This window comes from Phenylobacterium sp. (assembly GCF_041919955.1).
In the GTDB taxonomy this organism is placed as follows: Bacteria; Pseudomonadota; Alphaproteobacteria; order Caulobacterales; family Caulobacteraceae; genus Phenylobacterium.
Genome location: NZ_JAYRSU010000002.1, coordinates 12,189 through 35,236 on the forward strand (window position 1 = coordinate 12,189; position 23,048 = coordinate 35,236).

Annotated in this window: 25 protein-coding genes and 1 pseudogene; 14 read left to right on the forward strand and 12 right to left on the reverse strand. The window is 68.2% G+C overall.

The window, feature by feature from the left end:
• The first annotated feature begins 84 nt into the window (after positions 1-84).
• Positions 85-2,106, forward strand: a complete 2,022-nt coding sequence (locus ACE3T2_RS01790) for a TonB-dependent receptor (RefSeq protein ID WP_374654083.1) — start codon at positions 85-87, stop codon at positions 2,104-2,106.
• Between the two features lie 121 nt (positions 2,107-2,227).
• The gene (locus ACE3T2_RS01795; protein ID WP_374654085.1) at positions 2,228-3,424 is read left to right on the forward strand and encodes an OprO/OprP family phosphate-selective porin; all 1,197 of its coding nucleotides are present in this window, start codon (positions 2,228-2,230) and stop codon (positions 3,422-3,424) included.
• Here the strand turns inward: ACE3T2_RS01795 and ACE3T2_RS01800 are convergent, their stop codons facing one another.
• Positions 3,425-4,315 (reverse strand): hypothetical protein, encoded by an 891-nt coding sequence (locus ACE3T2_RS01800; RefSeq protein WP_374654087.1) that lies wholly within the window; start codon positions 4,313-4,315, stop codon positions 3,425-3,427.
• Positions 4,316-4,588: 273 nt separating this feature from the next.
• Complete coding sequence (locus ACE3T2_RS01805; protein WP_374654089.1) at positions 4,589-5,866, reverse strand: cytochrome P450; 1,278 nt, start codon at positions 5,864-5,866, stop codon at positions 4,589-4,591.
• A 169-nt stretch (positions 5,867-6,035) separates the two neighbouring features.
• On the opposite strand from ACE3T2_RS01805, the gene ACE3T2_RS01810 reads away from it, so the two are divergent.
• Positions 6,036-7,130, forward strand: coding sequence for an NADH:flavin oxidoreductase (locus tag ACE3T2_RS01810; protein WP_374654091.1), 1,095 nt, complete (start codon positions 6,036-6,038; stop codon positions 7,128-7,130).
• A 134-nt stretch (positions 7,131-7,264) separates the two neighbouring features.
• Here the strand turns inward: ACE3T2_RS01810 and ACE3T2_RS01815 are convergent, their stop codons facing one another.
• From ACE3T2_RS01815 to ACE3T2_RS01845, 7 genes are all read right to left on the reverse strand, one after another.
• The gene (locus ACE3T2_RS01815) at positions 7,265-8,176 is read right to left on the reverse strand and encodes an SMP-30/gluconolactonase/LRE family protein (RefSeq protein WP_374654093.1); all 912 of its coding nucleotides are present in this window, start codon (positions 8,174-8,176) and stop codon (positions 7,265-7,267) included.
• Positions 8,177-8,231: 55 nt separating this feature from the next.
• Entirely contained in the window at positions 8,232-8,750 is a 519-nt protein-coding gene (locus ACE3T2_RS01820; protein WP_374654095.1) for a dihydrofolate reductase, read from the reverse strand.
• The gene (locus tag ACE3T2_RS01825; protein WP_374654097.1) at positions 8,747-10,129 is read right to left on the reverse strand and encodes an ATP-binding protein; all 1,383 of its coding nucleotides are present in this window, start codon (positions 10,127-10,129) and stop codon (positions 8,747-8,749) included. The genes ACE3T2_RS01820 and ACE3T2_RS01825 overlap by 4 nt, the downstream gene beginning before the upstream one ends.
• Positions 10,126-10,809 (reverse strand): response regulator transcription factor, encoded by a 684-nt coding sequence (locus tag ACE3T2_RS01830; RefSeq protein WP_374654099.1) that lies wholly within the window; start codon positions 10,807-10,809, stop codon positions 10,126-10,128. The genes ACE3T2_RS01825 and ACE3T2_RS01830 overlap by 4 nt, the downstream gene beginning before the upstream one ends.
• A 167-nt stretch (positions 10,810-10,976) precedes the next feature.
• On the reverse strand, positions 10,977-11,207 hold the full coding sequence (locus ACE3T2_RS01835) for a hypothetical protein (RefSeq protein WP_374654101.1): 231 nt from the start codon (positions 11,205-11,207) through the stop codon (positions 10,977-10,979).
• A gap of 107 nt (positions 11,208-11,314) precedes the next feature.
• Complete coding sequence (locus ACE3T2_RS01840; protein ID WP_374654103.1) at positions 11,315-12,148, reverse strand: thymidylate synthase; 834 nt, start codon at positions 12,146-12,148, stop codon at positions 11,315-11,317.
• A 338-nt stretch (positions 12,149-12,486) separates the two neighbouring features.
• Positions 12,487-13,434, reverse strand: coding sequence for a LysR family transcriptional regulator (locus tag ACE3T2_RS01845; RefSeq protein WP_374654105.1), 948 nt, complete (start codon positions 13,432-13,434; stop codon positions 12,487-12,489).
• A 126-nt stretch (positions 13,435-13,560) separates the two neighbouring features.
• Between ACE3T2_RS01845 and ACE3T2_RS01850 the strand changes: the two genes are divergently transcribed.
• From ACE3T2_RS01850 to ACE3T2_RS01875, 6 genes are all read left to right on the forward strand, one after another.
• Positions 13,561-13,890 carry a nuclear transport factor 2 family protein gene (locus tag ACE3T2_RS01850; RefSeq protein ID WP_374654106.1) on the forward strand — a complete coding sequence of 110 codons (330 nt, stop codon included), beginning with the start codon at positions 13,561-13,563 and terminating at the stop codon, positions 13,888-13,890.
• Complete coding sequence (locus ACE3T2_RS01855; protein WP_374654108.1) at positions 13,887-14,675, forward strand: SDR family oxidoreductase; 789 nt, start codon at positions 13,887-13,889, stop codon at positions 14,673-14,675. Before ACE3T2_RS01850 ends, ACE3T2_RS01855 begins: the two co-directional genes overlap by 4 nt.
• Before the next feature lie 238 nt (positions 14,676-14,913).
• Positions 14,914-15,207 carry a hypothetical protein gene (locus ACE3T2_RS01860; protein WP_374654110.1) on the forward strand — a complete coding sequence of 98 codons (294 nt, stop codon included), beginning with the start codon at positions 14,914-14,916 and terminating at the stop codon, positions 15,205-15,207.
• 68 nt (positions 15,208-15,275) lie between these two features.
• A complete protein-coding gene (locus ACE3T2_RS01865; protein WP_374654112.1) occupies positions 15,276-16,355 on the forward strand; it encodes an alkaline phosphatase family protein in 1,080 nt (359 codons plus the stop codon).
• An 85-nt stretch (positions 16,356-16,440) separates the two neighbouring features.
• Positions 16,441-16,722 (forward strand): hypothetical protein, encoded by a 282-nt coding sequence (locus ACE3T2_RS01870; RefSeq protein ID WP_374654114.1) that lies wholly within the window; start codon positions 16,441-16,443, stop codon positions 16,720-16,722.
• Between the two features lie 106 nt (positions 16,723-16,828).
• The gene (locus tag ACE3T2_RS01875) at positions 16,829-17,083 is read left to right on the forward strand and encodes a hypothetical protein (protein WP_374654116.1); all 255 of its coding nucleotides are present in this window, start codon (positions 16,829-16,831) and stop codon (positions 17,081-17,083) included.
• Between the two features lie 3 nt (positions 17,084-17,086).
• On the opposite strand, the pseudogene ACE3T2_RS01880 reads toward ACE3T2_RS01875, so the two are convergent.
• Positions 17,087-17,644, reverse strand: a pseudogene (locus ACE3T2_RS01880) (DUF924 family protein); the annotation flags it as partial.
• Positions 17,645-17,846: 202 nt separating this feature from the next.
• On the opposite strand from ACE3T2_RS01880, the gene ilvC reads away from it, so the two are divergent.
• A complete protein-coding gene (gene ilvC / locus ACE3T2_RS01885) occupies positions 17,847-18,866 on the forward strand; it encodes a ketol-acid reductoisomerase (RefSeq protein ID WP_374654118.1) in 1,020 nt (339 codons plus the stop codon).
• 77 nt (positions 18,867-18,943) lie between these two features.
• On the opposite strand, the gene ACE3T2_RS01890 is transcribed toward ilvC, so the two are convergent.
• On the reverse strand, positions 18,944-19,630 hold the full coding sequence (locus tag ACE3T2_RS01890) for a M23 family metallopeptidase (protein ID WP_374654120.1): 687 nt from the start codon (positions 19,628-19,630) through the stop codon (positions 18,944-18,946).
• Between the two features lie 361 nt (positions 19,631-19,991).
• Between ACE3T2_RS01890 and otsA the strand changes: the two genes are divergently transcribed.
• On the forward strand, positions 19,992-21,365 hold the full coding sequence (gene otsA, locus ACE3T2_RS01895) for an alpha,alpha-trehalose-phosphate synthase (UDP-forming) (RefSeq protein ID WP_374654122.1): 1,374 nt from the start codon (positions 19,992-19,994) through the stop codon (positions 21,363-21,365).
• Here the strand turns inward: otsA and ACE3T2_RS01900 are convergent.
• A complete protein-coding gene (locus tag ACE3T2_RS01900; RefSeq protein WP_374654124.1) occupies positions 21,352-21,711 on the reverse strand; it encodes a winged helix-turn-helix transcriptional regulator in 360 nt (119 codons plus the stop codon). The two genes, otsA and ACE3T2_RS01900, sit on opposite strands and share 14 nt — an antisense overlap.
• A gap of 113 nt (positions 21,712-21,824) precedes the next feature.
• Between ACE3T2_RS01900 and gstA the strand changes: the two genes are divergently transcribed.
• Genes gstA through ACE3T2_RS01915 form a run of 3 tightly spaced genes read left to right on the forward strand, consistent with a single transcriptional unit; the run spans position 21,825 to position 23,022 of the window.
• Positions 21,825-22,430: a glutathione transferase GstA gene (gene gstA, locus ACE3T2_RS01905; RefSeq protein WP_374654126.1), complete on the forward strand. Its 606-nt coding sequence runs from the start codon at positions 21,825-21,827 to the stop codon at positions 22,428-22,430.
• A 2-nt stretch (positions 22,431-22,432) separates the two neighbouring features.
• Complete coding sequence (locus ACE3T2_RS01910; protein ID WP_374654128.1) at positions 22,433-22,816, forward strand: nuclear transport factor 2 family protein; 384 nt, start codon at positions 22,433-22,435, stop codon at positions 22,814-22,816.
• Positions 22,816-23,022 carry a 4-oxalocrotonate tautomerase family protein gene (locus ACE3T2_RS01915; protein WP_374654130.1) on the forward strand — a complete coding sequence of 69 codons (207 nt, stop codon included), beginning with the start codon at positions 22,816-22,818 and terminating at the stop codon, positions 23,020-23,022. The genes ACE3T2_RS01910 and ACE3T2_RS01915 overlap by 1 nt, the downstream gene beginning before the upstream one ends.
• The last annotated feature ends 26 nt before the right edge of the window (positions 23,023-23,048 follow it).

Sequence of the window (23,048 nt, forward strand, 5' to 3'; positions counted from 1 at the left end):
GGCCGTTCGACACCAAAATCTACGTGGCGCCCCTGATCCCGCCCGCCATGGGTCGGTCGAGCAGATAGGGGGATCAGCGCGGCCATGAGTTCAAGCCGTACTCGCAAGCGTTTCATGTGGTGGACCGTCGCAGCGGCGGCGCTGCTGCCGGCCATGGCCGCCGCCGACGAGGCCGCGCCGGGCAATGAGGTCGGCGAACTGGTGGTGTTCGGGCGCGCCGAGACCCGCATCGGCACGGCGGCCGCGGCCAGCGAGGGCGCCATCGCCGGCGGCGACCTGACCATCCGGCCCCTACTACGCACCGCCGAGATCCTCGAGGCCGTGCCGGGCATGATCGTCACCCAGCACTCGGGCAGCGGCAAGGCCAACCAGTACTTCCTGCGCGGCTTCAACCTGGACCACGGGACGGACTTCGCGTTCTTCATCGATGGCGTGCCGATGAACTTTCGCACCCACGGCCATGGCCAGGGCTATCTCGACCTCAACGGCATGATCCCCGAGACCCTGGAGCGGGTGGACTACCGCAAGGGCCCGTACCGGGCGGACGTCGGCGACTTCGCCCTGGTCGGCATGGCGGCGGCCACGACCCGCGACCACTTCGACGCGCCGTTCGTCAGCGCCGAGGCGGGCGCCTACGACTGGAAGCGGCTGGCGGCGGGGGGGAGCTGGGAGGTGGGCGGCGGCGACCTGCTGATCGCGGCTGACGCCAAGACCTATGACGGCCCCTGGGAGCTGCCGGAGCGGTTCCGCCCGCTGGCGGGCTACGCCAAGTACACCCGCGACACCCCGCTGGGCATGCTGCGGATCAGCCTGTCGGCCTACAAGGCGACCTGGAACCCGACCGAGCAGATCCCCGAGCGGGCCATCGGGACGCTGGTCAAGGACGCTTACGGCGCGCTCGACCACACGCTGAAGGGCTCGACCGAGCGGCAGATCCTGGCGGCCAGCCTGAAGGGCGCCGACTGGCGGGCCGAGGCCTATCTGCAGCGCTACGACTGGTCGATGGTCTCGAACTTCACCTTCTTCCTGGACGACCCGGTGCTGGGCGACCAGCTGGAGCAGTCGGACCGGCTGTGGACCTGGGGCGGGCGGCTGGAGCGGACCTTCAAGCTGACCCCGACCCTGTCGGTCGACCTGGGCGTTGAGGGGCGCAACGACAGGATCGGCAAGGTCGGGCTCTATCACGACGTCGACGGGCGGCGGATCGCCGTGCGCTCGGCCTTCGCGGTCGACGAGGCCTCGGGCGCGCTCTACGCCGAGGCGACCTGGCGGCCGACCGAAAAGCTGAAACTGATGCTGGGCGCGCGCGGCGACGCCTATCGCTTCAAGGTGCGAGGCCTGGATGGGGCGGCCTGGAGCGGCGAGGTGGACGACCGCGCCTTCTCGCCCAAGGCGGGGATCTCGTACGAGGTGCTCGACGGCGTCGCGCTCTATGGCAACTGGGGCAAAGGGCTGCATTCGAACGACGCGCGCGGGGTGACCAACCCGGACCAGCCGTCGCCGGGGCTGGTGCAGGGCGAAGGCCGCGAACTCGGCCTGCGGCTGGAGCGCTGGGGCGTGGTGGCCAGCGCGAACCTCTGGTGGATGAGCGTAGACAGCGAGCTGATCTATGTCGGCGACGCCGGCTCGGTGGAGCCGTTCGCGGGCAGCGAGCGCAAGGGCTACGAGATGACCGTGTTCTGGCGGCCGACCCACTGGCTGGCGATCGACGGGGTGTGGACCGGCAGCCGCGCGCGGTTCAAGGACTCGCCGGGCTTCGACTACATCCCGGGCGCGCTGGACAACGCCGGGGAGTTGGGCGCGGCCCTGACTTTCGAGACCTGGAACGCCGCGGTGCGGGTGCGCCACCTGGGCGCCCATGCCTTGGTGGAGGACAACAGCCGCCGCTCGGAGCCGACCACCATCGTCAACCTGCGCGCGGCCTGGACGCCGGGCCGCTACGAAGTGTTCGGCGAACTGCTGAACGCGTTCGACAGCAGCGGCAAGGACATCGAGTACTTCTACGCCTCGCGCCTGCCGGGCGAGCCGGCGGAGGGCGTCGAGGACGTCCACAGCCGAGCGGTCGAGCCGCGGATGGTGCGGGCCGGTGTGAAGGTGACCTTCTAGGGAGCACGGACCCCGTTCAACGCGGAACGGCGCGAAGATGCTGTTGGGATCGGCGCGCTCTGCGTCTAGAGGACGAGGGAACTCGTCCTCGGGGGAGGCGTCGATTTTCAAGCGTACGGTATTGGCGGCGGCGGGCGCGGTGCTGGCGGCCGGGGCGGGCGCCCCGGCGCGGGCCGACTCGCTGCTGGAGTGGGACGGATCGGCCCGGCAGTTCGAAAGCCCGGACGGCGGTTTCACTGTGCGTCCCAAGGGGCGGCTGCTGCTTGACATCGGCGCCACGGGCGGCTCGCAGCACGACGATCGCAACATCTCTGATCAGGAAGTGCGGACGTTCCGGTTCGGCGTCGACGGCCTGGTCGGCGAGCATGTTTTCTACACCGTGGAAGGCGACTTCACGGCCAAGGATCCGGTGCTGCGCGGGACCTATGTGGCCTGGCGCGACAAGCTGGCCGGGCACGATGTCGAGCTGACCCTGGGCAACCGCCTGAGCGAGAGAGGGCTGGACGGATCGAGCAGCTCGGACGGCACGCCGTTCATGGAGCGCAACACGGTGGCCACGGCGATCGCGCCGCTGAAAGGCTTCTACGGCTGGGGCGCGATCGGCAAGGTGTTCGGGCCGACCTGGCACGTGGCGGTGCAGGCGGCCGGGTACGACCCCGCCGACCCCGACCTGGCGCGCGGAACGCAGGCCTATCTGGCGCGAGCGCACTGGAATCCGGTGAAGCGGCGGGAGGGACTGATTCACCTGGGCGCCTGGGGCTTCCACGAGGACTTCCCGTCGGACCTGGCCAGCCTGACCAAGACCACGACCTGGGCCGGGCACTACAACGAGCACCTGAAGGTGACGACCGGGCCGCTGGCCGACCCCTTGAGCAGCGACGGCTATGGCCTGGAGCTGGGCGGAGTGAAGGGGCAGTTCTGGTCGTTCGCCGAGGCGGGGCGGCGCGACGTCGAGACCCGCAGCGACCATGTGAAGATCGACGCCGTGTCGCTGTCGGCCGGCTGGATGATCACCGGCGATCCCAGCACCTATGCGCCGAGGGTCGGCAATGTCGGCAAGATCGCGCCGCTGGCGCCGCTGTCCAAGGGCGGGCTGGGCGGCTGGGAGCTGGCCGTGCGCTATCAGCGGCTGGACAACACCGACGCGCCGCTGGGCGGGCGCGGCGAGGAGACGACGCTGGGGCTGAACTGGCGGCTGGAGGACTGGATGCGGCTGATGGTCAATGTCAGCCGCTGGAAAGTTACGCACCCCGCAGGGACCTATGCCGGCGTCGATGAGGGCCAGGCCCTGGCCGGGCGGCTGCAGGTGAGTTTCTAGCTATCGCACCCGCGCCGCCAGGGCGGCGCGGTCGAGGGCTTTCAGGACGGCGGTGCGGACGGCGAGTTCGGCGTCGCTTTCGCCGTGGTAGCGGTGTGACGGCGTGGTCAGGATCAGCAACTGGACGTCGGCCGGGCGCGACCTGTCGAAATAGGCGGGATCGACCTCGACCAGGGTGCGGGCCGGGTCGCAGGCGCCGTTCGGCTCGAACGCCCAGCGGGCGCCGAGGCAGGCGGGCTGGCCGCGCTGGGCCGGGGCGAGGGCGGCGAGCTTTGCGGCCCAGTTCTCCGGCGCCTTGGGCAGGGCCTGCGCCTGGTGGCGCAGGTAGCGCTCCATGGTCACGGGCCGCAGCAGCGGGCGGCCGCGGGTGAAGATCGTGTAGTCGTCGCCGTTGAACTGGTACTCGACGAGGCGCGGGTCGCGAGCCGGGCGGATCGGCAGGACGTACCAGGACGAGCCGCCGTCTTGCGGGCTGCGCACGGTGGAGTGGCTGGGATCGAGGCCGCCGTTCGGCCGGTTGACCCAGATCTGCAGGCCGCCGGCGGTCATGCGGTGGCAGCGGCCGTTCTCGAAGCTGATCGGGGTGAGCATGCTGATCTCGGCGCCCAGCACGCCGTCGGGATTGACGAGCTGCACCCAGGAGCCGAGGCGGTGGCAGATGGGAGCGGGCGGATTGTTCACGCCCGGCATGGCGGCGAGCTGCTCGATCACCGGGGCGATGGCGGCGCGGAAGGCGGCGACCTGTGCCTGGCTGAAGCCCTCGACCTTCGACTTGGCGTCGATCTGGCGCTCGAACCGGCCCTCGGCGCCCGCCTGGACGATGGGGACCTGCTGGGCGGCGGCGGGGAGGGCGAGCAGGCCTGCGGCGAGGACGAGGAGGAGGCGGCGCATGGCGATGCGCTAGGCGATCGCGGTGCGCCGGGCGCGCGTGCGTCGCCGAGCATGGACGGCGGGGCGACGAAGCGACGGGGAAGAGGATTTGCGCCGATTTTCCTTCTCCCCTTGCAGGAGAAGGTGGCAGGCGAAGCCTGACGGATGAGGGAAGCGGCCCGTCAGTGGAACCGGCGTCGGCCGTCTTCGAGTTGGAAACGCAGCCTACCCCTCATCCGACCCCGCTTCGCGGGGCCACCTTCTCCCGCAAGGGGAGAAGGGGCCGCGTTGGGATCAGTACCGGCTGGGGATGATCACCGGGAGGTGCTCGTAGCCCTTCACGAAGGACGAGAACACGCGCTTGGGCTCGGCCTGGACCTCGATGCTGGGGAAGCGCTTGAGGATCTCTTCCCAGAGGATCTTGAGCTGGAGTTCGGCCAGGCGGTTACCGACGCAGCGGTGGATGCCGAAGCCGAACGACATGTGCTGGCGCGGGCGCTCGCGATCGATGATGTAGGCGTTCGGGTTCTCGATCACCTCTTCGTCGCGGTTGCCCGAGACGTACCACATGATGACCTTCTCACCCTTCTTCATCTGCTTGCCGCCCAGCTCGAAGTCCTGGGTCAGGGTGCGGCGCATGTGGGCGAGCGGGGTCTGCCAGCGGATGGTTTCGGAGACCATCGAAGGGATCAGCTCGGGGTTCTCGTAGAGCTTCTTCTTCTGGTCGGGGTTCTGGTGCAGGGCCAGGACCGAGCCGGTCATGGTGTTGCGGGTGGTGTCGTTGCCGCCGACGATCAGCAGGATCAGGTTCCCGAGATACTCCATGCGGTCCATGTTCCGCGTCGCCTCGCCATGGGCGAGCATCGAGATCAGGTCGCCCTTGGGCTCGGCGTTGACCCGCTCGTTCCAGAGCCGCGTGAAGTAGTCCACGCACTCGAACAGCTCCATCTTGCGTTCCTGTTCGACGACCTCGGGATCGGTCGAGGAGAACAGGCCCGATTCCGGCCCGGCGGTGGCCACGTCCGACCAGCGGGTCAGCTTGCGGCGCTCTTCCCAGGGGAAGTCGAACAGGGTGGCGAGCATCTGGGTGGTCAGCTCGATCGAGACCTTGTCGACCCAGTCGAATTCCTCGCCGATCGGCAGCTCGTCGAGGGTCTTGCAGATCCGCTGGCGGATCAGCGGCTCGAGCATGTGCAGGTTGGTCGGCGAGACGATCGGGCTGACGGTCTTGCGCTGGATGTCGTGCTTGGGCGGATCCATCGCGATGAACATCGGGAGGGTGAAGTCCTCCTTCGGATCGAAGATCGTGATGGCCGGCTCGGACGAGAACACCTCGTGATTGGTGTCCACGGCCATGATGTCGTTGAACTTGGTGACCGACCAGTAGGGGCCGTCCTCGTGGAGGCCTTCCTTGTGGTAGTGGACCGGGTCTTCCTTGCGCAGCCGCTCGAAGTACGGCCACAGGGTGTCGGAGCGGAAGAGCTCCCCGTCGGCCACGTTGATCTCGTCCAGCGGCATGGCGTAGGCCCGCGCGCGCGCTTCAGCTTTCAGGTCGCCGGCGCCGTCGCTCATCTCAATTCCTCCGAGGGTCCGGTCTCTGAGTGACCGTTGTTCACCTAAGAATGGCGCCGTCTGAGCGTTTGGGGAAGTTGCTGTCGTGCAACAGAAAATCTGAACTGACAAAACGACCGGTCGTGCATAAACCCCCTTACAGCGAACGATCGTTTGAAACGGAGAGCCCATGTCGGCCGACGCCCTCTTTAAGCCATTTGAATTCAAGGGCCTGCGCCTGAAGAACCGCATTGTCATGGCGCCGATGACGCGGTCGTTCTCGCCGGGCGGCGTGGCGACCGAGGACGTGGCGCAATATTACAGGCGCCGCGCGGACGTGGGTCTGATCGTCTCGGAAGGCACTGGCGTCGATCGTCCCGCCTCGCTGAACGACAAGAACGTGCCGCGTTTCCACGGCGAGAAGGAACTCGCGGCCTGGAAGCGGGTGATCGACGAGGTGCACGCGGCCGGCGGGGTGATGGCTCCGCAGCTCTGGCACGTCGGCAACGTCCGCACGCGCGATCCCGAGTGGACCCCGCCGGGTCCCTATGACAGCCCGTCCGGCCTGACCCGTCCGGGCAAGGAATTCGGCGCCCCGATGACCGACGCCGAGGTCGCCGACGCCATCCGCGCCTTCGCCGAGGCCGCCGCCAACGCCAAGGCCCTGGGCTTCGACGCCATCGAGCTGCACGGCGCCCACGGCTACCTGATCGACCAGTTCTTCTGGGACGGCACCAATGTCCGCGAGGACGCCTATGGCGCCAAGGACCTGCCGGGCCGCGCCCGCTTCGCCGCCGACATCCTGAAGGCCGTGCGCGCTGCCGTTGGGCCGGACTATCCGGTGATCATCCGCATCAGCCAGTGGAAGCAGCAGGACTACGAGGTGAAACTGGCCAAGGACCCGAAGGCGCTGGAAGCCTGGCTGGGCGCGCTGGTCGACGCCGGGGCCGACATCCTGCACTGCTCGCAGCGCCGGTTCTGGGAGCCGGAGTTCGAGGGTTCGGACCTGAACTTCGCCGGCTGGGCCAAGAAGCTGACCGGGGTTCCGACCATCACCGTCGGCTCGGTGGGCCTGTCGGGCGAGTTCATCGCCGCGTTCGCGGGCGAGGGCTCTAAGCCGGCGTCGCTGGACGAACTGCTGCGCCGGCTGGACCGCGGCGATTTCGATCTGGTCGGCGTCGGCCGGGCCCTGCTGCAGGACCCGGAATGGACGGAAAAGGTGCGTGCGGGGCGGACGTCGGAATTGAAGAACTTCGAACGCGAGGCGCTGGCGACGCTGTTTTAGGGCGGCGGCGTTCAATTGCTCCCCCTCTGGGGGAGCTGTCGGCCGAAGGCCGACTGAGGGGGACTGCGGACTCAGCAGGCCCCCTCCGTCTCGGCGCGCTGCGCCGATCCACCTCCCCAGTGGGGGAGGACCTATTAGGCGTTGAAATTCAGCTTCAGGCCGGGGCGGGGCCAGGTGGCCTTGTAGAGCTTGCCGGTGGACGAGGCGGTGATCCAGGCGGTGGTCATGTCCGGGCCGCCGAAGCAGATGTTGGTGACGATGAGGTCGGGCACGGGATAGTGCTCGATCGTCCCGTTCGGGTCGAAGGCGGTGATGCCGCCGTTGAGAATGGTGGCCACGCAGACCTTGCCGCCCGCCTCGACCGCCAGGCTGTCGAGGAACTGCACGCCCTGGAGGTTATGAACGGCGCGGCCTGCGGCGAAGCCAGCCGGCGGGCCGAGCACGCCCGGCTCGACCACGTCGAAAGCCCAGAGCCGGCCGAGCTGGGTGTCGGCCAGATAGACGGTCTTTTCGTCCGGCGAGAGTCCGACGCCGTTGGGGGAGATCAGATGGTCGCGCTGGCGGCTGACGTGGCTGCCGTCGATCCTGGCGTAGTAGAGCGCGCCGAACTTGCGGCCTTCGGGCGTGCCGCAGCCGTGGTCGGAGAACCAGAAGCCGCCTTGCTTGTCGAAGACCAGATCGTTTGGGCCGACGAACGGGCGTCCGTCGCATTCGCTGTAGAGTGTGGTGAGCTCGCCGGTCTTCAGGTCGTAGCGCTGGATGTAGCCGCCGGTGTGGGTCGGGGGCGTCGGGCCAGGAATGGTCAGACCGTCCTGGGTGGGCCAGGTGAAGGAGCCGCCGTTGTTGGTGATGTAGATCGCGCCGTCGGGGCCGATGGCCGCGCCGTTCGGGCCGCCGCCGGTCTCGACCACGGTCTCCTTGCGGCCGTCGGGATGGACGCGCGTCAGGCGCTGGCCCTTGATCTCGGTGAGGATCACCGAGCCGTCGTTCATGGCGATGGGGCCTTCGGGGAATTCGAACCCCTCGGCGACGAGTTGCAGATCCATGCTCAGCTCCCTGGCGCCACACGGCTCGGTGGCGTTCGGAAGTACTATGGCCGGATCAGCGGCGTTCCAAAACCCGGATTTTAAACGCGTGTTCGTCACCCTCGCCGGCGGGATAGTCCTGGCTGCGGACCTCGGTCCAGCGGCTCTCGTCGATGGGCGAGAGGGTGACGTCGCCCTCGACCTCGGCGTCGACCTCGGTGAGGTAGATGCGCTGGGCGCGGGAAAGCGCGAGCTCGAACAGCGAGGCGCCGCCGATGACGCAGAACTCGCCGACGCCGTCCTCGGCGGCCTGTTCGCGGGCGATGGAGACCGCCTCGCTGAAGTTGTCGCAGACCACAGCGCCCTTGGCCTCGAACGAGCCGTCGCGGGTCAGGACGATGTTGGTGCGGCCGGGCAGCGGTTTCTTGGGCAGGCTCTCCCAGGTCTTGCGGCCCATGATCACCGGCTTGCCCATGGTCACGGCGCGGAAGTTGGCCAGGTCGCTCTTCAGCCGCCAGGGCAGGGTCCCGTCCTTGCCGATGACGCCGTTGCGGTCGCGGGCGATGGGGCCGGCGGTGAGGATCGGGCTGCTCATGCCCCGGTCATAGCAGAATCGGGCGGCGCGGGCAGGTCGATGACGACCCGCAGGCCGGGATGGGCGTCTTCCAGGTCCAGCGCGCCACCGTGCAGCTTGGCGCAGGCCGCCGCGATGGCCAGGCCCAGCCCCCCGCCGGGCCTGGAGCGGGCCTCGTCGAGCCGCACGAAGCGCTCGCGTACGCGGCCACGGTGTTCGGCCGGGATGCCTGGGCCGGTGTCGGCGACGACGATGCGCAGGCGGCCGGGCGCCTTCTCCAGCGCCAGGCGCACCTTGGCGCCTTCGCCGGCGTGGTGGGCGGCGTTGTGCAGCAGGTTGCCGACCGCCTGGCGCAGGATCAGCTCGTGGCCCTGGATCACCAGCGGCGCGCCGGGTTCTGGAGCCACGAAGGTCTGGCCGGCGTCTTCGATGACCGGGCCGAACAGCTCACCGACCTCGGCGACCAGAGCGGCCAGGTCGACCGGCCCCATCATGTCGCGCGAGAGGCCTGCCTCGGCGCGGGCGATGTCCATCAGGGCCGACAGGGTGGACAGGGCGCGGTCGGCCTCGTCATGAGCCTGCTCGATGGCGTCCAGGCGCTGGGGCTCGGCCACGTCGGGGTCGAGGGCGCGGGCGAGGTCGGCGCGCATTCGGGTCAGGGGCGAGCGCAGGTCGTGGGCGAGGCTGTCGGTGACCGTGCGCATCCCGGTCATCAACTCCTCGATGCGGTCGAGCATGCCGTTCATCGCCTCGCCCAGCCGGTCGAAGACGTCGCCCTTGGGATGGACCTCGGTGCGGGCCGAGAGGTCCCCGCCGGCGATGCGGCCGGCCGTGGCCGCCAGGGTCTCCATGCGGTTCAGCAGCAGGCGGTTGAACCATATCGCGGCCAGCAGCACCGCGCCGATGGCGGCGATCAGCGAGATCGCGGCGCTGGCCACCAGGGCGCGGCGGAAGGCGACGCGCTCTCCGATGTCCTCGTAGACGACCAGCGTGCCGCCTGTGGCGAGCGGCTGGACCAGGACGCGCCAGGGACTGTCGCGGCCGTCGCTGAAGATCTCCATCCGGGCCGAGCCGGCCGACGGCAGGTCGTCGGCGGGCGCCAGCCGGGCGCCGCCCAGCAGCCGCCCGTCGGCGGCGAACAGGGCGTAGCGGAAGGCACCGCCGCGGTCGGTCTTGTCGCGGAGGTCGAGGGCGCGGGCGAGAGGCGCGATGCCCTCTTCGTGGGCGAAGGCGACGAAATAGTCGCGGGCCGCTTCGGCGACCTCACGCTGGCGCTTGCCGATGATCGCTTCGCCGACGCGGTCGATGGTCAGCAGGCCCACCGCCAGGGCGGTGAGCGCGACCGCCATCAGCACGAAGAAGACCGCGCCGGGCCGCAGGCGCGAGCCCAGCGGCCTCATGGCTCGGTCGAGAGCCGGTAGCCGGTGCCGCGCAGGGTATGGAGCAGCGGCTGCCCGAAGCCCTCGTCGATTTTCTTCCGCAGGCGGCTGATATGGGTGTCGACGACGCTGGTGTGTGGATCGAAGCGGTAGTCCCAGACCTGTTCGAGCAGCATGGTCCGCGTGACGACGCGGTCCTTGTGGCGCAGCAGGTACTCCAGAAGCTTGAACTCGCGCGGCAGCAGGTCGAGGGCGCGGCCGGCCCGGCTGACCCGGCGCGACAGCAGGTCGACCACCAGGTCGCCGCAGGTCAGTTTGGTCTCGACGTCGGCGGTCGGGCGTCGGCGCATGAGGTTTTCGAGCCGCGCCGACAGCTCGGAATAGCCGAAGGGCTTGGTGAGATAGTCGTCGCCGCCGGCCCGCAGGCCCTTCACCCGCTCGTCGAGGTGGCTGAGCGCCGAGAGGACGATGATCGGCGTCTCCACGCCGGCCGCGCGGAGGGCCTTGATGACGCTGAGGCCGTCGAGGCTGGGGACCATGCGGTCCATCACGATGGCGTCGAACGGCTCGCCCGAGGCGGCGTAGAGGCCGTCACGCCCATCAGAGACGTGTTCAGCGGTGTACCCTTCCTCGCGCAGACCCTTGAGGATGTAGTCGGCCGTCTCGGCGTCGTCTTCGACCAGCAGGATGCGGCGGCTCATGGTGCGCGTTCCGTTGTGCCGGTGGAGGATGGCGCGGTTCGTGGCGTGATCCAAGGTGGGAGGGGAGGCTTGAATTCAAGGCCATTTTCCGCCGCACCGGGATCGCGGCGGAAAATGGCCCGGCGAGCGGCGTCGGGAGACTGGAACCGCCCGCCTTTGGGGGCCGCTCAGCCCTTGGCGACGCAGGCCTTCACGAAGTCGGCTTCCTTGCCGGTGTGGGTCTTCTGTTCCTTCCAGGACTTTTCGCAGGCGGTGCGCTTGGCGTTCGCATCGACCTTGGCGGTGGCGGCCGGCTTGGCGGCGGCCATCGGCTTGGCGGCCGGGGCGGGGGTGGCGGCGAAGGCCGAACCGGCGGCGAGGGCCAGGACCAGGGCGGCGGGGGCGATGAGGTTGCGCATGGTGCTCTCCGTTGGAGTGTCGCCCGGATCGTTCCGGACAAGGAGAGCAAACAGCCGTGGCCCCTCAGGCCTTCGTCGGCGAACTCGCAATTTTGTAAGGTTGAGGTCTAGACCGCGATCGGGGCGGCGATCTTCTCGTGCGCCTTGTAGCCGCGCAGCTTGAAGTCTTCGTACTCGAACGCGAACAGGTCGCGCCGCTCGGCGATCTCCATGACCGGCAGCGGCAGAGGCTCGCGCGTCAGTTGCTCGCGCGCCTGGTCCAGGTGGTTCAGGTAGAGGTGCGCATCGCCCAGGGTATGGACGAACTCGCCCGGCTCCAGCCCGGTCACCTTGGCGACCATCAGGGTCAGCAAGGCGTAGGAGGCGATGTTGAAGGGCACGCCCAGGAAGACGTCGGCCGAGCGCTGGTAGAGCTGGCAACTCAACTTCCCGTCCGCCACGAAGAACTGGAACAGGCAGTGACAGGGCGGCAGCGCCATGTCGTCGACGTCGGCCGGATTCCACGCCGAGACGATGTGGCGGCGGGAATTGGGCATGGTCTTCAGCCCCTCGACCACGTTCGCGATCTGATCGATCACCCGACCGTCAGGCGCGGTCCAGGACCGCCACTGCTTGCCGTAGACGGGGCCGAGTTCGCCGTCCGCATCGGCCCATTCGTCCCAGATGCTGACCCCGCGCTCCTGCAGCCAGCGGACATTGGTGTCGCCGCGCAGGAACCATAGCAGTTCCAGGATGATCGACTTGCGGTGCAGCTTCTTGGTGGTCAGCAGCGGAAAACCCTGCGCCAGGTCGAAGCGCATCTGGCGGCCAAACACGCCCAGCGTGCCTGTGCCGGTGCGGTCGCCGCGCTGCACGCCGTTGGCCAGGATGTCGGCCAGCAGGTCGAGATACTGCTGCTCGGGGTGAGCGACTGGACCAGCGATCGTCACGTGCGCATTCATCGGACGAGCCCAACGAGGATTAACGTCGCCAAAATTGCCTTTGGCAGCTTGATTCGTCGACGGTGATTCGCCAACCGATCCACAAGATATTGCGGCGGAGCTCTAGGGGGAGCTCAATATCTTGACTCCTCGGGCTTGCTTTGGAGCTTCCCCTGAAATGGCGGCTTCTAGGACGGCTGTCGGAGCACGATGGGACCGGCCCGCCTAACCCCATGAAATCGGCCCCTCACTCGGCCCGCATGCGCCCAGCGGACATCCTGCGACGTCCGTGCTGCGGCCTGAATGTCATTTCCGCTCGCGAGGCGTCGCCGACGTTCAGCGTGTCCGCCTGGCGCCGCCTATCGTGTGAGGGAAGGTCGGCTTGCATCCAACCCATCGACGTCGGCGACCGCGCGTCCATGATGGCGACGCGCGAAGTCGATGAACGCCTTGAACGCAGCGGTCGGGTTGCGCCGGCTCGGATAATAGAGGCTCAAGGGCGGCAGCGTCGGCGTCCAGTCCTCGAGCACACGAACAAGGCGGCCCGCATCTATGTCGTCCCTCACGTCGGACTCCATCGCCAGAGTGAGACCAACCGACGCCAGCGCCGCGGTGCGCGCGAGGCTCGCTTCGTCGAGAGTAAGCCCACCTTCTACGTCGACATGGATCGACTGCCCATTCTTCTCGAAGGGCCAGCGGTAGATCGCGCCATTGGGGAGCCGGACGCGAAGGCAGGTGTGCGCGGCGAGGTCCTGCGGAATCTTCGGCGTCCCGCGCGCCTCCAGATAGCTCGGCGCGCCAACCACCACATTGCGGCGGGGGCCGCCCAACGGCAGGGCGATCATGTCGACGGGCACCAGATCCTCGCTGCGCACGCCAAGATCGAACCCGCCCGCGACGATGTCGACCAGGCGCCCTTCCGTGACGATGTCGATGTGGACCTGGGGGTGCAGGCGCTGGAACGGCAGGACGAGCGAGGAAAAGATCTCGCGTGCCGCCGTTGGAAAGGCGTTGATGCGCAGCGTGCCGGATGGCGTGGTCTGCTGGGATCGGGCGGCCTCCATCGCCTCATGAATGTCGCGAACGGCGGGAGCGATCTGGTCGACGAACCGCTGACCGGCCTCGGTAAGGGACACGCTTCGCGTCGTGCGGTTGAAAAGTCGCACACCGAGCGCGCGCTCCAGCTTTCCGACCGCGTTGCTGACGGCCGTGGTCGAGACCCCGAGCTCAAGCGCCGCAGCACGGAATTTTCCCCGCCGGGCGACCATGAGAGCGGCCTCCAGCTCTGTCAGGCTATGCTGCGCCATTGTCCTGATTTTCGTGACAAGCCGTTCCGTTTTGTCCCGATTATGTTGCGACCTGTCCAGGGCTAACTTGGCTGGCAAGCGCACCCGCCGCCGCCGCCGGCGCCGAATGCAAGCAGGACAGGACAGATGCCGCTCGAACTTCCATCTCCGATCGCCGCCTATGTGGCGGCCAACGCTCAACTCGATGTCGACGGCATGCTCCAGCCGTTCGCGGCGGACGCCGTCGTCCGCGACAACGGTTCGGTCTTCAACGGCCATGCTGAAATCCGCCGCCTGCTCGAAGACGCGGTTGTTCCGGTAAAGGCGATCTTTGCGCCGGACGCCGCGCGACACGACGGCGGTCAGATCGTCGTCGAAGGCCCCGCCCATGGCGACTTTCCGGGAAGCCCGATCCGCTTCACCTACCGCTTCACCCTCGAGGGCGACGCCATCAGGGCCCTGGAGATCACGGCATGACCGGCAAGGCTGACGGAACCGAGTTCGCCGGCAAGCGCGTGCTCATCAGCGGCGGCACGAAGGGTCTCGGCCGCGCCGCCGTCGATCGATTCCTGGCCGGCGGCGCCCGGGTGATCACGTCCGCCCGTGGAACCCTGGAGCCCATCGACGGCGTCGAGTTCGTCCAGGCGGACCTGACAACGGCCGAGGGCGGCGAAGCCCTCGCGAAGGCGGCGCTGGAACGCCTGGGCGGCGTCGACATCCTGGCTCATGTCATCGGCGGCTCGGCGACGCCGGGCGGCGGCTTCCTAGCCCTGACGGACGATCATTGGCTGTCCGAGCTGAACCTGAATCTTCTGGCCACGGTTCGGCTCGATCGGCTTCTGATTCCGCAGATGATCGAGCGCGGCGCCGGCGCCGTGGTGCATGTGACCTCCATCCAGTCGGTCCTGCCGCTGCCGGAAGCGACCACGGCCTACGCGGCCGCCAAGGCCGCGCTCAGGACCTACAGCAAGTCGATCTCGAAAGAGCTTGGGCCGAAGGGCGTTCGGGTCAACGTCGTGTCCCCCGGCTGGATAATGACCGAAGCGACCGCCGACTTTCTGAAACGTCTGCAAGCCGCCAATGGCGGCACGATCGAGGAGGCGCGGCAGGCAGTTCTCGACGGTCTGGGGGGTATCGCCATTGGACGTGGCGCGGAACCCCGCGAGGTGGCCGACCTTATCACCTACCTGGCTTCGGACCGCGCCGCGGCGATCCACGGCGCGGAGTTTGTCATCGACGGCGGCACGGTTCCTACCGTCTGACGCTATGGGCGCGCCTGCCTAGGCCTTCGATCGAGACGCGTGCTCCGCTGAGTATCAGAAGTCCGCGCTTCGGCCCGTGTCGCCTTCGGCGCCGGGCCGCCAATTTCACGGTAGGCGGGCCGTTTCTCGGCCGCCCGGCGCGGAGCCACCGAAGCGGGCGCTGCGGCGTCAGCTCAACCCTGGACGGTGCTGCGGAAATCCGGCAGGGATGGCGCCTGTATCTTTGGGGGACTCCATCATGCTGCTCACCGTCGCACTTGTCGCTCTTCTCGTCATGTCCGGAGAGACGCCGCCCTCGCCCTCGGCGCCCGCCGCGCCCGCGGGCGAGCAGACCGAGCTCAAGCCGGGCGAGCGGAAGGTGCGGATGATCTGCCGTAACGAGCAGAAGGCCGCCTCGCGCCTGGTCAAGCGCCGCTGCATGTCGGTCGAGGACTGGAAACAGCAGGAAGAGGACGCGCAGCGGGCGGTGAAGGACATCCAGGACCGGCGCGAGATCAATCCGCCTTGCCTGGGCAGCGGACGGGGCTGCTGACGCGCCAGGCGCCTTGTTATCCGGTGGGCGAGGGGGCGTTGTAGAGCGGGACGCGAGGAGGGGTGCGCATGAAGATCCTGATGACCCTGGCGGTGGCGCTGAGCCTCGCGGCCCCGAGCGCCCGCGCCGCCGAGGACCGTCGGCTGGTTCTGGTGACCCTGGACGGGATGCGCTGGCAGGAGGTCTTCCGTGGCGCCGACCCGGCCCTGGCGGTCGATCCGGCCATCGTCGAGGACCGGCCCGGGATCAAGGCGGCCTTCCTCGACCCCGCCGACCGCAAGCGGGCCCTGACGCCGTTCCTGCACGAGGTGATGGCGACCCAGGGCGTGCTGATCGGCGACCGCGACCTGGGATCGTGCGCGCGCGTGACCAACGACAAGTTCTTCTCCTATCCCGGCTACAACGAGATCCTGACCGGCCGGCCCGATCCGAGGATCGCCAGCAACGACCCGGTTCCCAATCCGAACGTCAGTTTCCTGGAGTGGCTGGACGGGCGGCCCGGCTATCGCGGCAAGGTCGCCGTCTTCGCGTCGTGGAGCGTCTTCACCGCGATCCTCAACACCGGGCGAAGCAGGGTCCCGGTCAACGCAGGCTTCATGACGCCCAAGCCGCACGGCGCCTTCGAGGCGGCGCTGGGTCGGCTGCAGGATCAGAGCCCCCGCATCTGGTCGACGGTGCGGTTCGACGCCTTCACCCACAACTACGCGCTGGAGGCGATCCGGCGCGACCGACCGAAGGTGGTCTATATCGCCTATGGCGAGACCGACGACTTCGCTCACGACGGCCAGTACGGGCATATGCTCGAAGCCGCTCACCGCGCCGACGGCTTCCTGCGCGAACTCTGGACGACGCTGCAGGCCGACAAGGCCTATGCCGGCAAGACCACGCTGATCGTGACCACCGACCACGGCCGGGGCGACGGTTCCAGGCCCAACGACTGGAAGGGCCATGGCGCCGTGATCTGGCCCGCCTCGGACCAGACCTGGTTTGCGGCCATCGGCCCGGATGTGAAGAAGGGCGTGACGAAGCTGGATCAGTGCGCGGGCGCGAACCAGGTCGCGGCCACGGCGCTTCAGGCGCTGGACGTGGACTGGAAGGCCTTCGACCCGCAGGCCGGCACGCCCTTGCCGATCTTCGCGCTGCGCTAAGCCATCGACGGCGCGCGCTATCGATGCAATCTTCGCGGGTAGCTCATGAGCAGCGCCGCACGGCGCGACGGGGAGGAATGCGACCATGATCCAGGCCATCGCCGCGGCCGCCGCCGCGATGCTGCTGTCTTCCGAGCCTGCGGCCCAGGCCGCGTCCGGCGCGGCGCCCGCAGCCACCCAGGCCAAGGCGCCGGCCAAGGCCGCCAAGGACAAGGTGGTCTGCCGGATGGAAACGCCGGTCGGCACCCGGTTCGGCAAGCGCGTCTGCATGAGCCTGGCCGAACGCGAACGGCAGGAGGAAGAGGCCAACAAGGGCTTCGGCGAGATGCAGAAGGTCGTGAGCACGAACTTCAGTAAGGGCAACTAGACCCCGTAACTCACGAGAAACATTTGATAATTTGGCGCTTTGAGGGCTTGCTGAGGTGCGCCCGGCCAAGGCAGCGTGCGGCCTGACGACGTTCAGGAGCACGCCGATGCCCAGCCTCATCCTCGCCCTGGCGCTGATCGCAGGCGAACCGCCCGCTGCCCCGCCGCCCGGCGATCAGCCGACGAGTGGGATGCGCAGGGAAAAGGTCGTCTGCCGCGTGGAGACCCTGCCGGGGTCGCGGTTCACCAAACGGACCTGCCTCACCCTGACCGACTTCAGGCGGCGCGAGGAAGAGAGCCGCAACGGCGTCGCCGAGATGCAGCGAAACCTGAACGTCCCCCTTGTCGAGAAGCGCTGGTAGGGCTCAGCCCGAAAACCCGCCCTCGGCCAGGAAGGCCAATTCCTCGCTGCTGCTCTCGCGCCCGAGGCAGGCGTTGCGGTGCGGGAAGCGGCCGAAGCGTTCGATGATGTCGAGGTGCACCTGGGCCCAGCGCAGAGAATCGGCATCGCCGGTCTCGTCCTTCAGCAGACCGAACAGGCGCATCGCCTCCTCCTGGTCGGTCATCGCCTCGGAATGCTCGAACGGGAGGTAAAAGAACCGGCGCAGGATCGGTTCGACCGCCCGGTCGTGGCCCGAGGCCACGGCGGCGCGGGCGATGGCCAGGGCCTTAGGATCGGTGGCGAAGGCGTGGGCCGAGCCGCGATAGAGGTTGCGCGGGAACTGGTCGAGCAGGATCAGCAGGGCCAGCGCGCCCTCGGCCGAAGCGGCCCAGCCGTCGTACTCGCCGCGGGCGGCGGCGTGGTGGACGGGTTCGAACTTCAGCGCGATGGCCTCGTCGAACTTGGCGTTCTTGGCGAACCATTTCTCAGGCCCGGCCGACTGCCAGAACCCGACCACGTCGCGCGGTGTCGCCGCCATTTCACGCTCTCCGAACCAGGGGCTCTATGTCGGACGGGCGGACGAGAGGCGCAAGCGGCGAAAATCGGCGGGGATTCCACGGCGATATCGCCGCATTCCGCGGTGGTTCCCTTGACCTGCGCGCAATTTTCCTCTCCATAGCCCGGCCTTTGCTGCGGCGCCGTTGCGCGGAACCGCGGCTCTCTTCGACTTCAGGAGTATGATCATGCGCGTCTACTATGACCGCGACGCAGACCTCGCCCGCATCCTGGACAAGAAGATCGCGATCGTAGGCTATGGCAGCCAAGGTCGCGCTCACGCCCTGAACCTTAAGGACTCGGGCGTGAAGGACGTGGTCGTAGCCCTCCGCGCCGGCTCGGCCACCGCCAAGAAGGTGGAAGCCGACGGCCTGAAGGTGCTCTCGGTCGCCGAGGCCGCGGCCTGGGCCGACGTGATCATGGTGCTGGCGCCCGACGAACTGCAGCGCGGCATCTACAACTCCGAGATCGCCCCGAACATCAAGGACGGCGCGGCGCTGCTGTTCGCTCACGGCCTGAACGTGCATTTCAACCTGATCGAGCCCAAGGACACCATCGACGTGCTGATGGTCGCGCCGAAGGGCCCGGGTCACACCGTGCGGGGCGAGTACCAGAAGGGCGGCGGCGTGCCCTGCCTTATCGCCATCCATCATAACGCCACCGGCAACGCCCTCGACCTCGGCCTGGCCTACGCCTCGGCCATCGGCGGCGGCCGCTCGGGCGTGATCGAGACCACCTTCCGTGAAGAGTGCGAAACCGACCTGTTCGGCGAACAGGCCGTGCTGTGCGGCGGCCTGGTGGAGCTGATCCGCGCCGGCTTCGAGACCCTGGTCGAGGCGGGCTACGCGCCCGAAATGGCCTATTTCGAGTGCCTGCACGAGGTGAAGCTGATCGTGGACCTGATCTACGAAGGCGGCATCTCGAACATGAACTACTCGATCTCGAACACCGCCGAGTACGGCGAGTACGTCACCGGCCCGCGGGTGGTGACGTCCGAGACCAAGGCCGAGATGAAGCGCGTGCTGGAAGACATCCAGTCGGGCCGTTTCGTCCGCGACTTCATGCTGGAGAACGAGGCCGGCCAGCCGAGCCTGAAGGCGACCCGTCGCCGCGCCTCCGAGCACGAGATCGAGGCCGTCGGCCAGCGCCTGCGCGCCATGATGCCGTGGATCACCAAGAACAAGCTGGTGGACACCGCCCGCAACTAATCGGTCGCATCCAAGCGATACGGAAAGGCCCGGACGGCGACGTCCGGGCCTTTTTCGTTTGCGCGGGGCGGCGCTCTCTACGCCCCGTACTGCCCGCCGTAGCGGGGCTTCAGAACCACCAGGCTGTCCATGCGCTTGCCGTCCGGCCCCATGAGTTCGAGATGGACATGGTCGGTCATGCCGAGCGGATAGCGATCCTGCAGGCTGTGGGCGCGGCCGATGGCCTGGCCCATGCGCACCACGTCGCCGATCACCACCGTAGGGTCGATGTAGAAGACCCGCGCGACATAGCCGATGGCTGGGTTGGTGATCTCGACGAACTGGAGTTGCTCGTCGCCAGCGTAGGCCAGGCCGATCTTGGTCACGAAGCCCGAGATCGGAGTGACCACCGCCTGGCCCGGGCGGGCGACGAAGTCGACGCCCTCGTGCTCGCGTGCGCCGCCGTCGCGGCGGGCGCCGAAGGTCCCGAAGCCGTAGAAGTCCTCCTGGCGCGTCGCATGGCCGGTCGGGTTGACGAAGTCGGGCGCGCCGTCGCCGTCGACGTCCGCGCCTTTCCAGACCAGAGCCCTCACCGGCGTCGCGGCCGGCTGCGGGGCGACCGCCACCGGCAGCACCTTCTGCAGGCCGGTGAAGTCGGCGCGGGCGGCGGCCTCGGCGCCGGCTTGGATCGATCCGGCGGCGACCACGGCGGCGCACAGCGTCAGGCAGGTCTGAGCCAGCCAGACATGCAGCTTGTGGGCGGCGCTCGCCGTCGCGCGCATCATGCGTGGATCGTCTCCAGGCGGTTCGGAATCGGCCGGGCCGCATGCCCCTGGGGGCGGCCCGTGCGCAACATATGGAAACTTGCGCGCCCGTCCAGCATGTGACCGCACGTCGCGGCCAGGCGTCACGGTTGCGTGAGGTCGGCAGACGACGGGCTAAGTTGTGGTAGAAAACAGCATCGCACGCTGGCCGAATAATGAACCTCGCACAGCCGAGGACGTTGTGCAGAAGCCGCGACATCGGCCACCATATTTCTGAATATTCTCCTGGAATCTTCCATTTGAGGACTAGAACAGCTCAAATTTCACACGCGTTCGTGAAAATTATACGCAAGGCGTCCTGCCTATTCTGGGAGGCTGCGACGTGGCGCGCCTGATCGTCGTGTCCAATCGCGTGCAGCCGCCCGGCGACGCCGGCGAAGGCAGCGTCGGCGGCCTGGCCATGGCCCTGGCCGCGGCCCTGCGCGAGCACAGCGGCGTCTGGTTCGGCTGGAGCGGCCAGACGATCGACGAATACACCGGCCAGATCTCGATGCAGCGCTCTGGCGGGGTGACGGTCGCCACCGTCGATCTCGAAGAGCAGGACCGCCAGGAATACTACAACGGCTACGCCAACCGGACGCTGTGGCCGCTGTTTCACTACCGCGTGGACCTCAGCGCCTACGAGCGCTCGTTCAGCGAAGGCTATGGGCGGGTCAATGCGCGCTTCGCCGACGCCCTGGCTCCGCTGGTGGCCGAAGGCGATGTCATCTGGGTGCACGACTACCACCTGATCCCCCTGGCGCAGGAACTGCGCGCGCGCGGCGTCAAGAATCGCATCGGCTTCTTCCTGCATATCCCCTGGCCGGCGCGACGGCTGCTGATCACCCTGCCCGACCACCGCGCCCTGGTGGAGGCGCTGTTCGACTACGACCTGATCGGCTTCCAGACCGAGGATTCGGCCGCCGCCTTCCGCGACTATGTGAAAGCCGAGGCCGAAGGGAGCGTCGACGAGGACGGCCGCGCTCACGCCTTCGGCCGCACCGCGCAGGTCGGCGCCTTCCCCATCGGCCTGGATGTCGAGACCTTCGAGGCCGCCGCCCGCGGCGAGGTCGCCCGGGCCGAGTACGAGCGGATGGTCGCCAGCCTGAACGGCCGCGAGATGATCGTCGGGGTCGACCGGCTCGACTACTCCAAGGGGCTGGAGGAGCGGTTCCTGGCCTACGAACAGGTGCTGGAGGACCACGAGGACCTGCGCGAGCGGGTGTTCCTGCTCCAGATCGCCACGCCCAGCCGCGAGGAGGTCGACGCCTATCAGGATTTGCGCGCGCGGCTGGACGCGGTCAGCGGCCGCATCAACGGCGCTTTCGCCACCGTCGACTGGGTGCCGATCCGATATGTGAACCGCGCCTATCGCCGCGACGAACTGGCCGGCGTCTATCGCGCCGCGAAGATCGGTCTGGTGACGCCGCTGCGCGACGGCATGAACCTGGTCGCCAAGGAATATGTCGCCGCACAGGACCCCGACGATCCGGGGGTGCTGGTGCTGTCGCAGTTCGCCGGCGCCAGCGAGCAGATGGAACGGGCGCTGATCGTCAATCCGTTCGATCGCGCCCAGGTCGCCGAGGCGATCGCCGCGGGCCTGGCCATGCCCCGCGCCGAGCGGACCGTGCGCTGGCGCGACCTGATGGACGGCCTGCGCTCCAGCGACGTGAACGCCTGGCGCGAAGCCTTCGTGAAGGCGCTCATGCAGGCGTGAGCGCGCCGCGGGCCATCTTAAGTCGGTGGCCGATCTCGACAATGGCCCGGATTGCGGGCATCAGCTCCTCGCCCAGCGGCGTCAGCTCATATTCCACCGACGGCGGCGACGTCGGCTTGACCGCGCGAGTCAGGACGCCCTTGTCCTCCAGGTCGCGCAAGCGCGCGCTGAGCACCTTGGCCGAAATCGGCATGTCGCGGCGCAGTTCCCCGAAGCGGCGGGGGCCTCCGGCGAGATGCCAGATCACGTTCGGGGTCCAGGCGCCGCCCAGCAGGCTCATGCATTCGGTCAGCGGGCAGCCCGGCACAGCAGGCGGAGCCTTGCTCTTGCGGACTTTCAGGGACATGCGCGCTCCGGTTTCCGGCGAGTTACCGGATAATGCGGTAGCATGTGGTCACTTCGTTTCCAAAGGTAACTTTGCCGACTAGGTGGAGCGCCTCAGCAACGAGGACTTTCGCCATGAAGCTCTACTACACCCCCGGCGCCTGCTCGCTCTCGCCGCACATCGTCCTGCGCGAGGCCGGATACGACTTCGAACTCGTCCGCGTCGACCTGGCGGCCAAGACCCTGCCGGACGGCGGTGATTTCCGCGCCATATGCCCAATGGGCTACGTGCCGGCGCTTCAGCTGGATGACGGCGAGGTGCTGACCGAAGGAGCGGCGATCATCCAATACCTGGCCGACGACAGCCCCGCCGCGGGCCTTCTGCCGGCCGCCGGAACCCGAGAGCGGGCGCGGGCGGTGTCCTTTGTCGCATTCGTCAACGCCGAGGCGCACAAGGCCTTCAGCCCGCTATTCGATCCAAGGTCCAGCGAAGACGGAAAGGCGGCGGCCCGTCAGGCGGTGATCCGGCGCCTGGATCACCTGGAAGCTATCCTCGCCGACGGCCGGCGCCATGCTGTGGGAGAAACCTTCACCATCGCCGATGCGCAGCTCTACGCCGTCGTCCGCTGGGCCGGGCCGACGGGCATCGGTTTCGACGCTTGGCCGAACCTGAAGCGGGTGCTCGACCGCATCGAGGCCCGCCCCCACGTCCAGGCGGCCCTCGCGGCGGAGGCGGCTTGAGCATGGACCCGCGTTTCGAGGAGATGATCCAGGCGGTCGGCCGCTATTTCGCCGGGCTGCGCCACAGCGACACCGTGGCCCTGGCCGAGGTGTTTCATCCGCAGGCGATCTATGCCTGCGTCAGCGAGGGGACGCTGACCCGTCTTTCGATGGAAGATTACCTGCCGATGGTGGCGGTCCGCCCTTCGCCCGCCAGCCGCGGCGAGCCGCCGATGGACGAGATCGTCTCCATCGAGTTCGCCGGCCCGGTCACCGCGCGGGCGACGGTGAAATGCGCGATCGGCGCCAAGCGCTTCACCGATTTCCTGACCTTCGTGAAGCTGGACGGGCGTTGGCGGATCATCGCCAAGGTCTTCCATTTCGACCTTGCTGAGGCGACGGCCTGATGCCCTACGTCAACATCAAGATCACCCGCGAAGGCGTCAGCTGCGAGCAGAAGGCCGCCTTGATCGCCGGCGTCACGACCCTGCTGCAAGAGGTCCTGGACAAGGATCCCGCCTTGACCTTCGTCGTCATCGACGAGGTCGAGCTGGTCGACTGGGGCGTGGGCGGCCTGCCTGCTGACGAATATCGGCGATCGGTTACCCGCTAGGTTATCGACGTTAAGGCGGCGGTCGG

Excerpts from the sequence above, each read along its gene's own strand:
- gstA (WP_374654126.1), top strand. The coding sequence starts at position 21,825 with ATGAAGCTCTACTACACCCCCGGCGCCTGCTCGCTCTCGCCGCACATC.
- ACE3T2_RS01820 (WP_374654095.1), bottom strand. The coding sequence starts at position 8,750 with ATGAGCAGCCCGATCCTCACCGCCGGCCCCATCGCCCGCGACCGCAAC.
- ACE3T2_RS01790 (WP_374654083.1), top strand. The coding sequence starts at position 85 with ATGAGTTCAAGCCGTACTCGCAAGCGTTTCATGTGGTGGACCGTCGCA.
- ACE3T2_RS01865 (WP_374654112.1), top strand. The coding sequence starts at position 15,276 with ATGAAGATCCTGATGACCCTGGCGGTGGCGCTGAGCCTCGCGGCCCCG.
- ACE3T2_RS01875 (WP_374654116.1), top strand. The coding sequence starts at position 16,829 with ATGCCCAGCCTCATCCTCGCCCTGGCGCTGATCGCAGGCGAACCGCCC.
- ACE3T2_RS01825 (WP_374654097.1), bottom strand. The coding sequence starts at position 10,129 with ATGAGGCCGCTGGGCTCGCGCCTGCGGCCCGGCGCGGTCTTCTTCGTG.
- ACE3T2_RS01815 (WP_374654093.1), bottom strand. The coding sequence starts at position 8,176 with ATGGATCTGCAACTCGTCGCCGAGGGGTTCGAATTCCCCGAAGGCCCC.
- ACE3T2_RS01900 (WP_374654124.1), bottom strand. The coding sequence starts at position 21,711 with ATGTCCCTGAAAGTCCGCAAGAGCAAGGCTCCGCCTGCTGTGCCGGGC.
- ACE3T2_RS01890 (WP_374654120.1), bottom strand. The coding sequence starts at position 19,630 with ATGATGCGCGCGACGGCGAGCGCCGCCCACAAGCTGCATGTCTGGCTG.
- ACE3T2_RS01870 (WP_374654114.1), top strand. The coding sequence starts at position 16,441 with ATGATCCAGGCCATCGCCGCGGCCGCCGCCGCGATGCTGCTGTCTTCC.
- ACE3T2_RS01800 (WP_374654087.1), bottom strand. The coding sequence starts at position 4,315 with ATGCGCCGCCTCCTCCTCGTCCTCGCCGCAGGCCTGCTCGCCCTCCCC.
- ACE3T2_RS01840 (WP_374654103.1), bottom strand. The coding sequence starts at position 12,148 with ATGAATGCGCACGTGACGATCGCTGGTCCAGTCGCTCACCCCGAGCAG.
- ACE3T2_RS01810 (WP_374654091.1), top strand. The coding sequence starts at position 6,036 with ATGTCGGCCGACGCCCTCTTTAAGCCATTTGAATTCAAGGGCCTGCGC.
- ACE3T2_RS01910 (WP_374654128.1), top strand. The coding sequence starts at position 22,433 with ATGGACCCGCGTTTCGAGGAGATGATCCAGGCGGTCGGCCGCTATTTC.
- ACE3T2_RS01860 (WP_374654110.1), top strand. The coding sequence starts at position 14,914 with ATGCTGCTCACCGTCGCACTTGTCGCTCTTCTCGTCATGTCCGGAGAG.
- ACE3T2_RS01845 (WP_374654105.1), bottom strand. The coding sequence starts at position 13,434 with ATGGCGCAGCATAGCCTGACAGAGCTGGAGGCCGCTCTCATGGTCGCC.
- ilvC (WP_374654118.1), top strand. The coding sequence starts at position 17,847 with ATGCGCGTCTACTATGACCGCGACGCAGACCTCGCCCGCATCCTGGAC.
- ACE3T2_RS01830 (WP_374654099.1), bottom strand. The coding sequence starts at position 10,809 with ATGAGCCGCCGCATCCTGCTGGTCGAAGACGACGCCGAGACGGCCGAC.
- ACE3T2_RS01805 (WP_374654089.1), bottom strand. The coding sequence starts at position 5,866 with ATGAGCGACGGCGCCGGCGACCTGAAAGCTGAAGCGCGCGCGCGGGCC.
- ACE3T2_RS01855 (WP_374654108.1), top strand. The coding sequence starts at position 13,887 with ATGACCGGCAAGGCTGACGGAACCGAGTTCGCCGGCAAGCGCGTGCTC.
- ACE3T2_RS01850 (WP_374654106.1), top strand. The coding sequence starts at position 13,561 with ATGCCGCTCGAACTTCCATCTCCGATCGCCGCCTATGTGGCGGCCAAC.
- ACE3T2_RS01835 (WP_374654101.1), bottom strand. The coding sequence starts at position 11,207 with ATGCGCAACCTCATCGCCCCCGCCGCCCTGGTCCTGGCCCTCGCCGCC.
- ACE3T2_RS01915 (WP_374654130.1), top strand. The coding sequence starts at position 22,816 with ATGCCCTACGTCAACATCAAGATCACCCGCGAAGGCGTCAGCTGCGAG.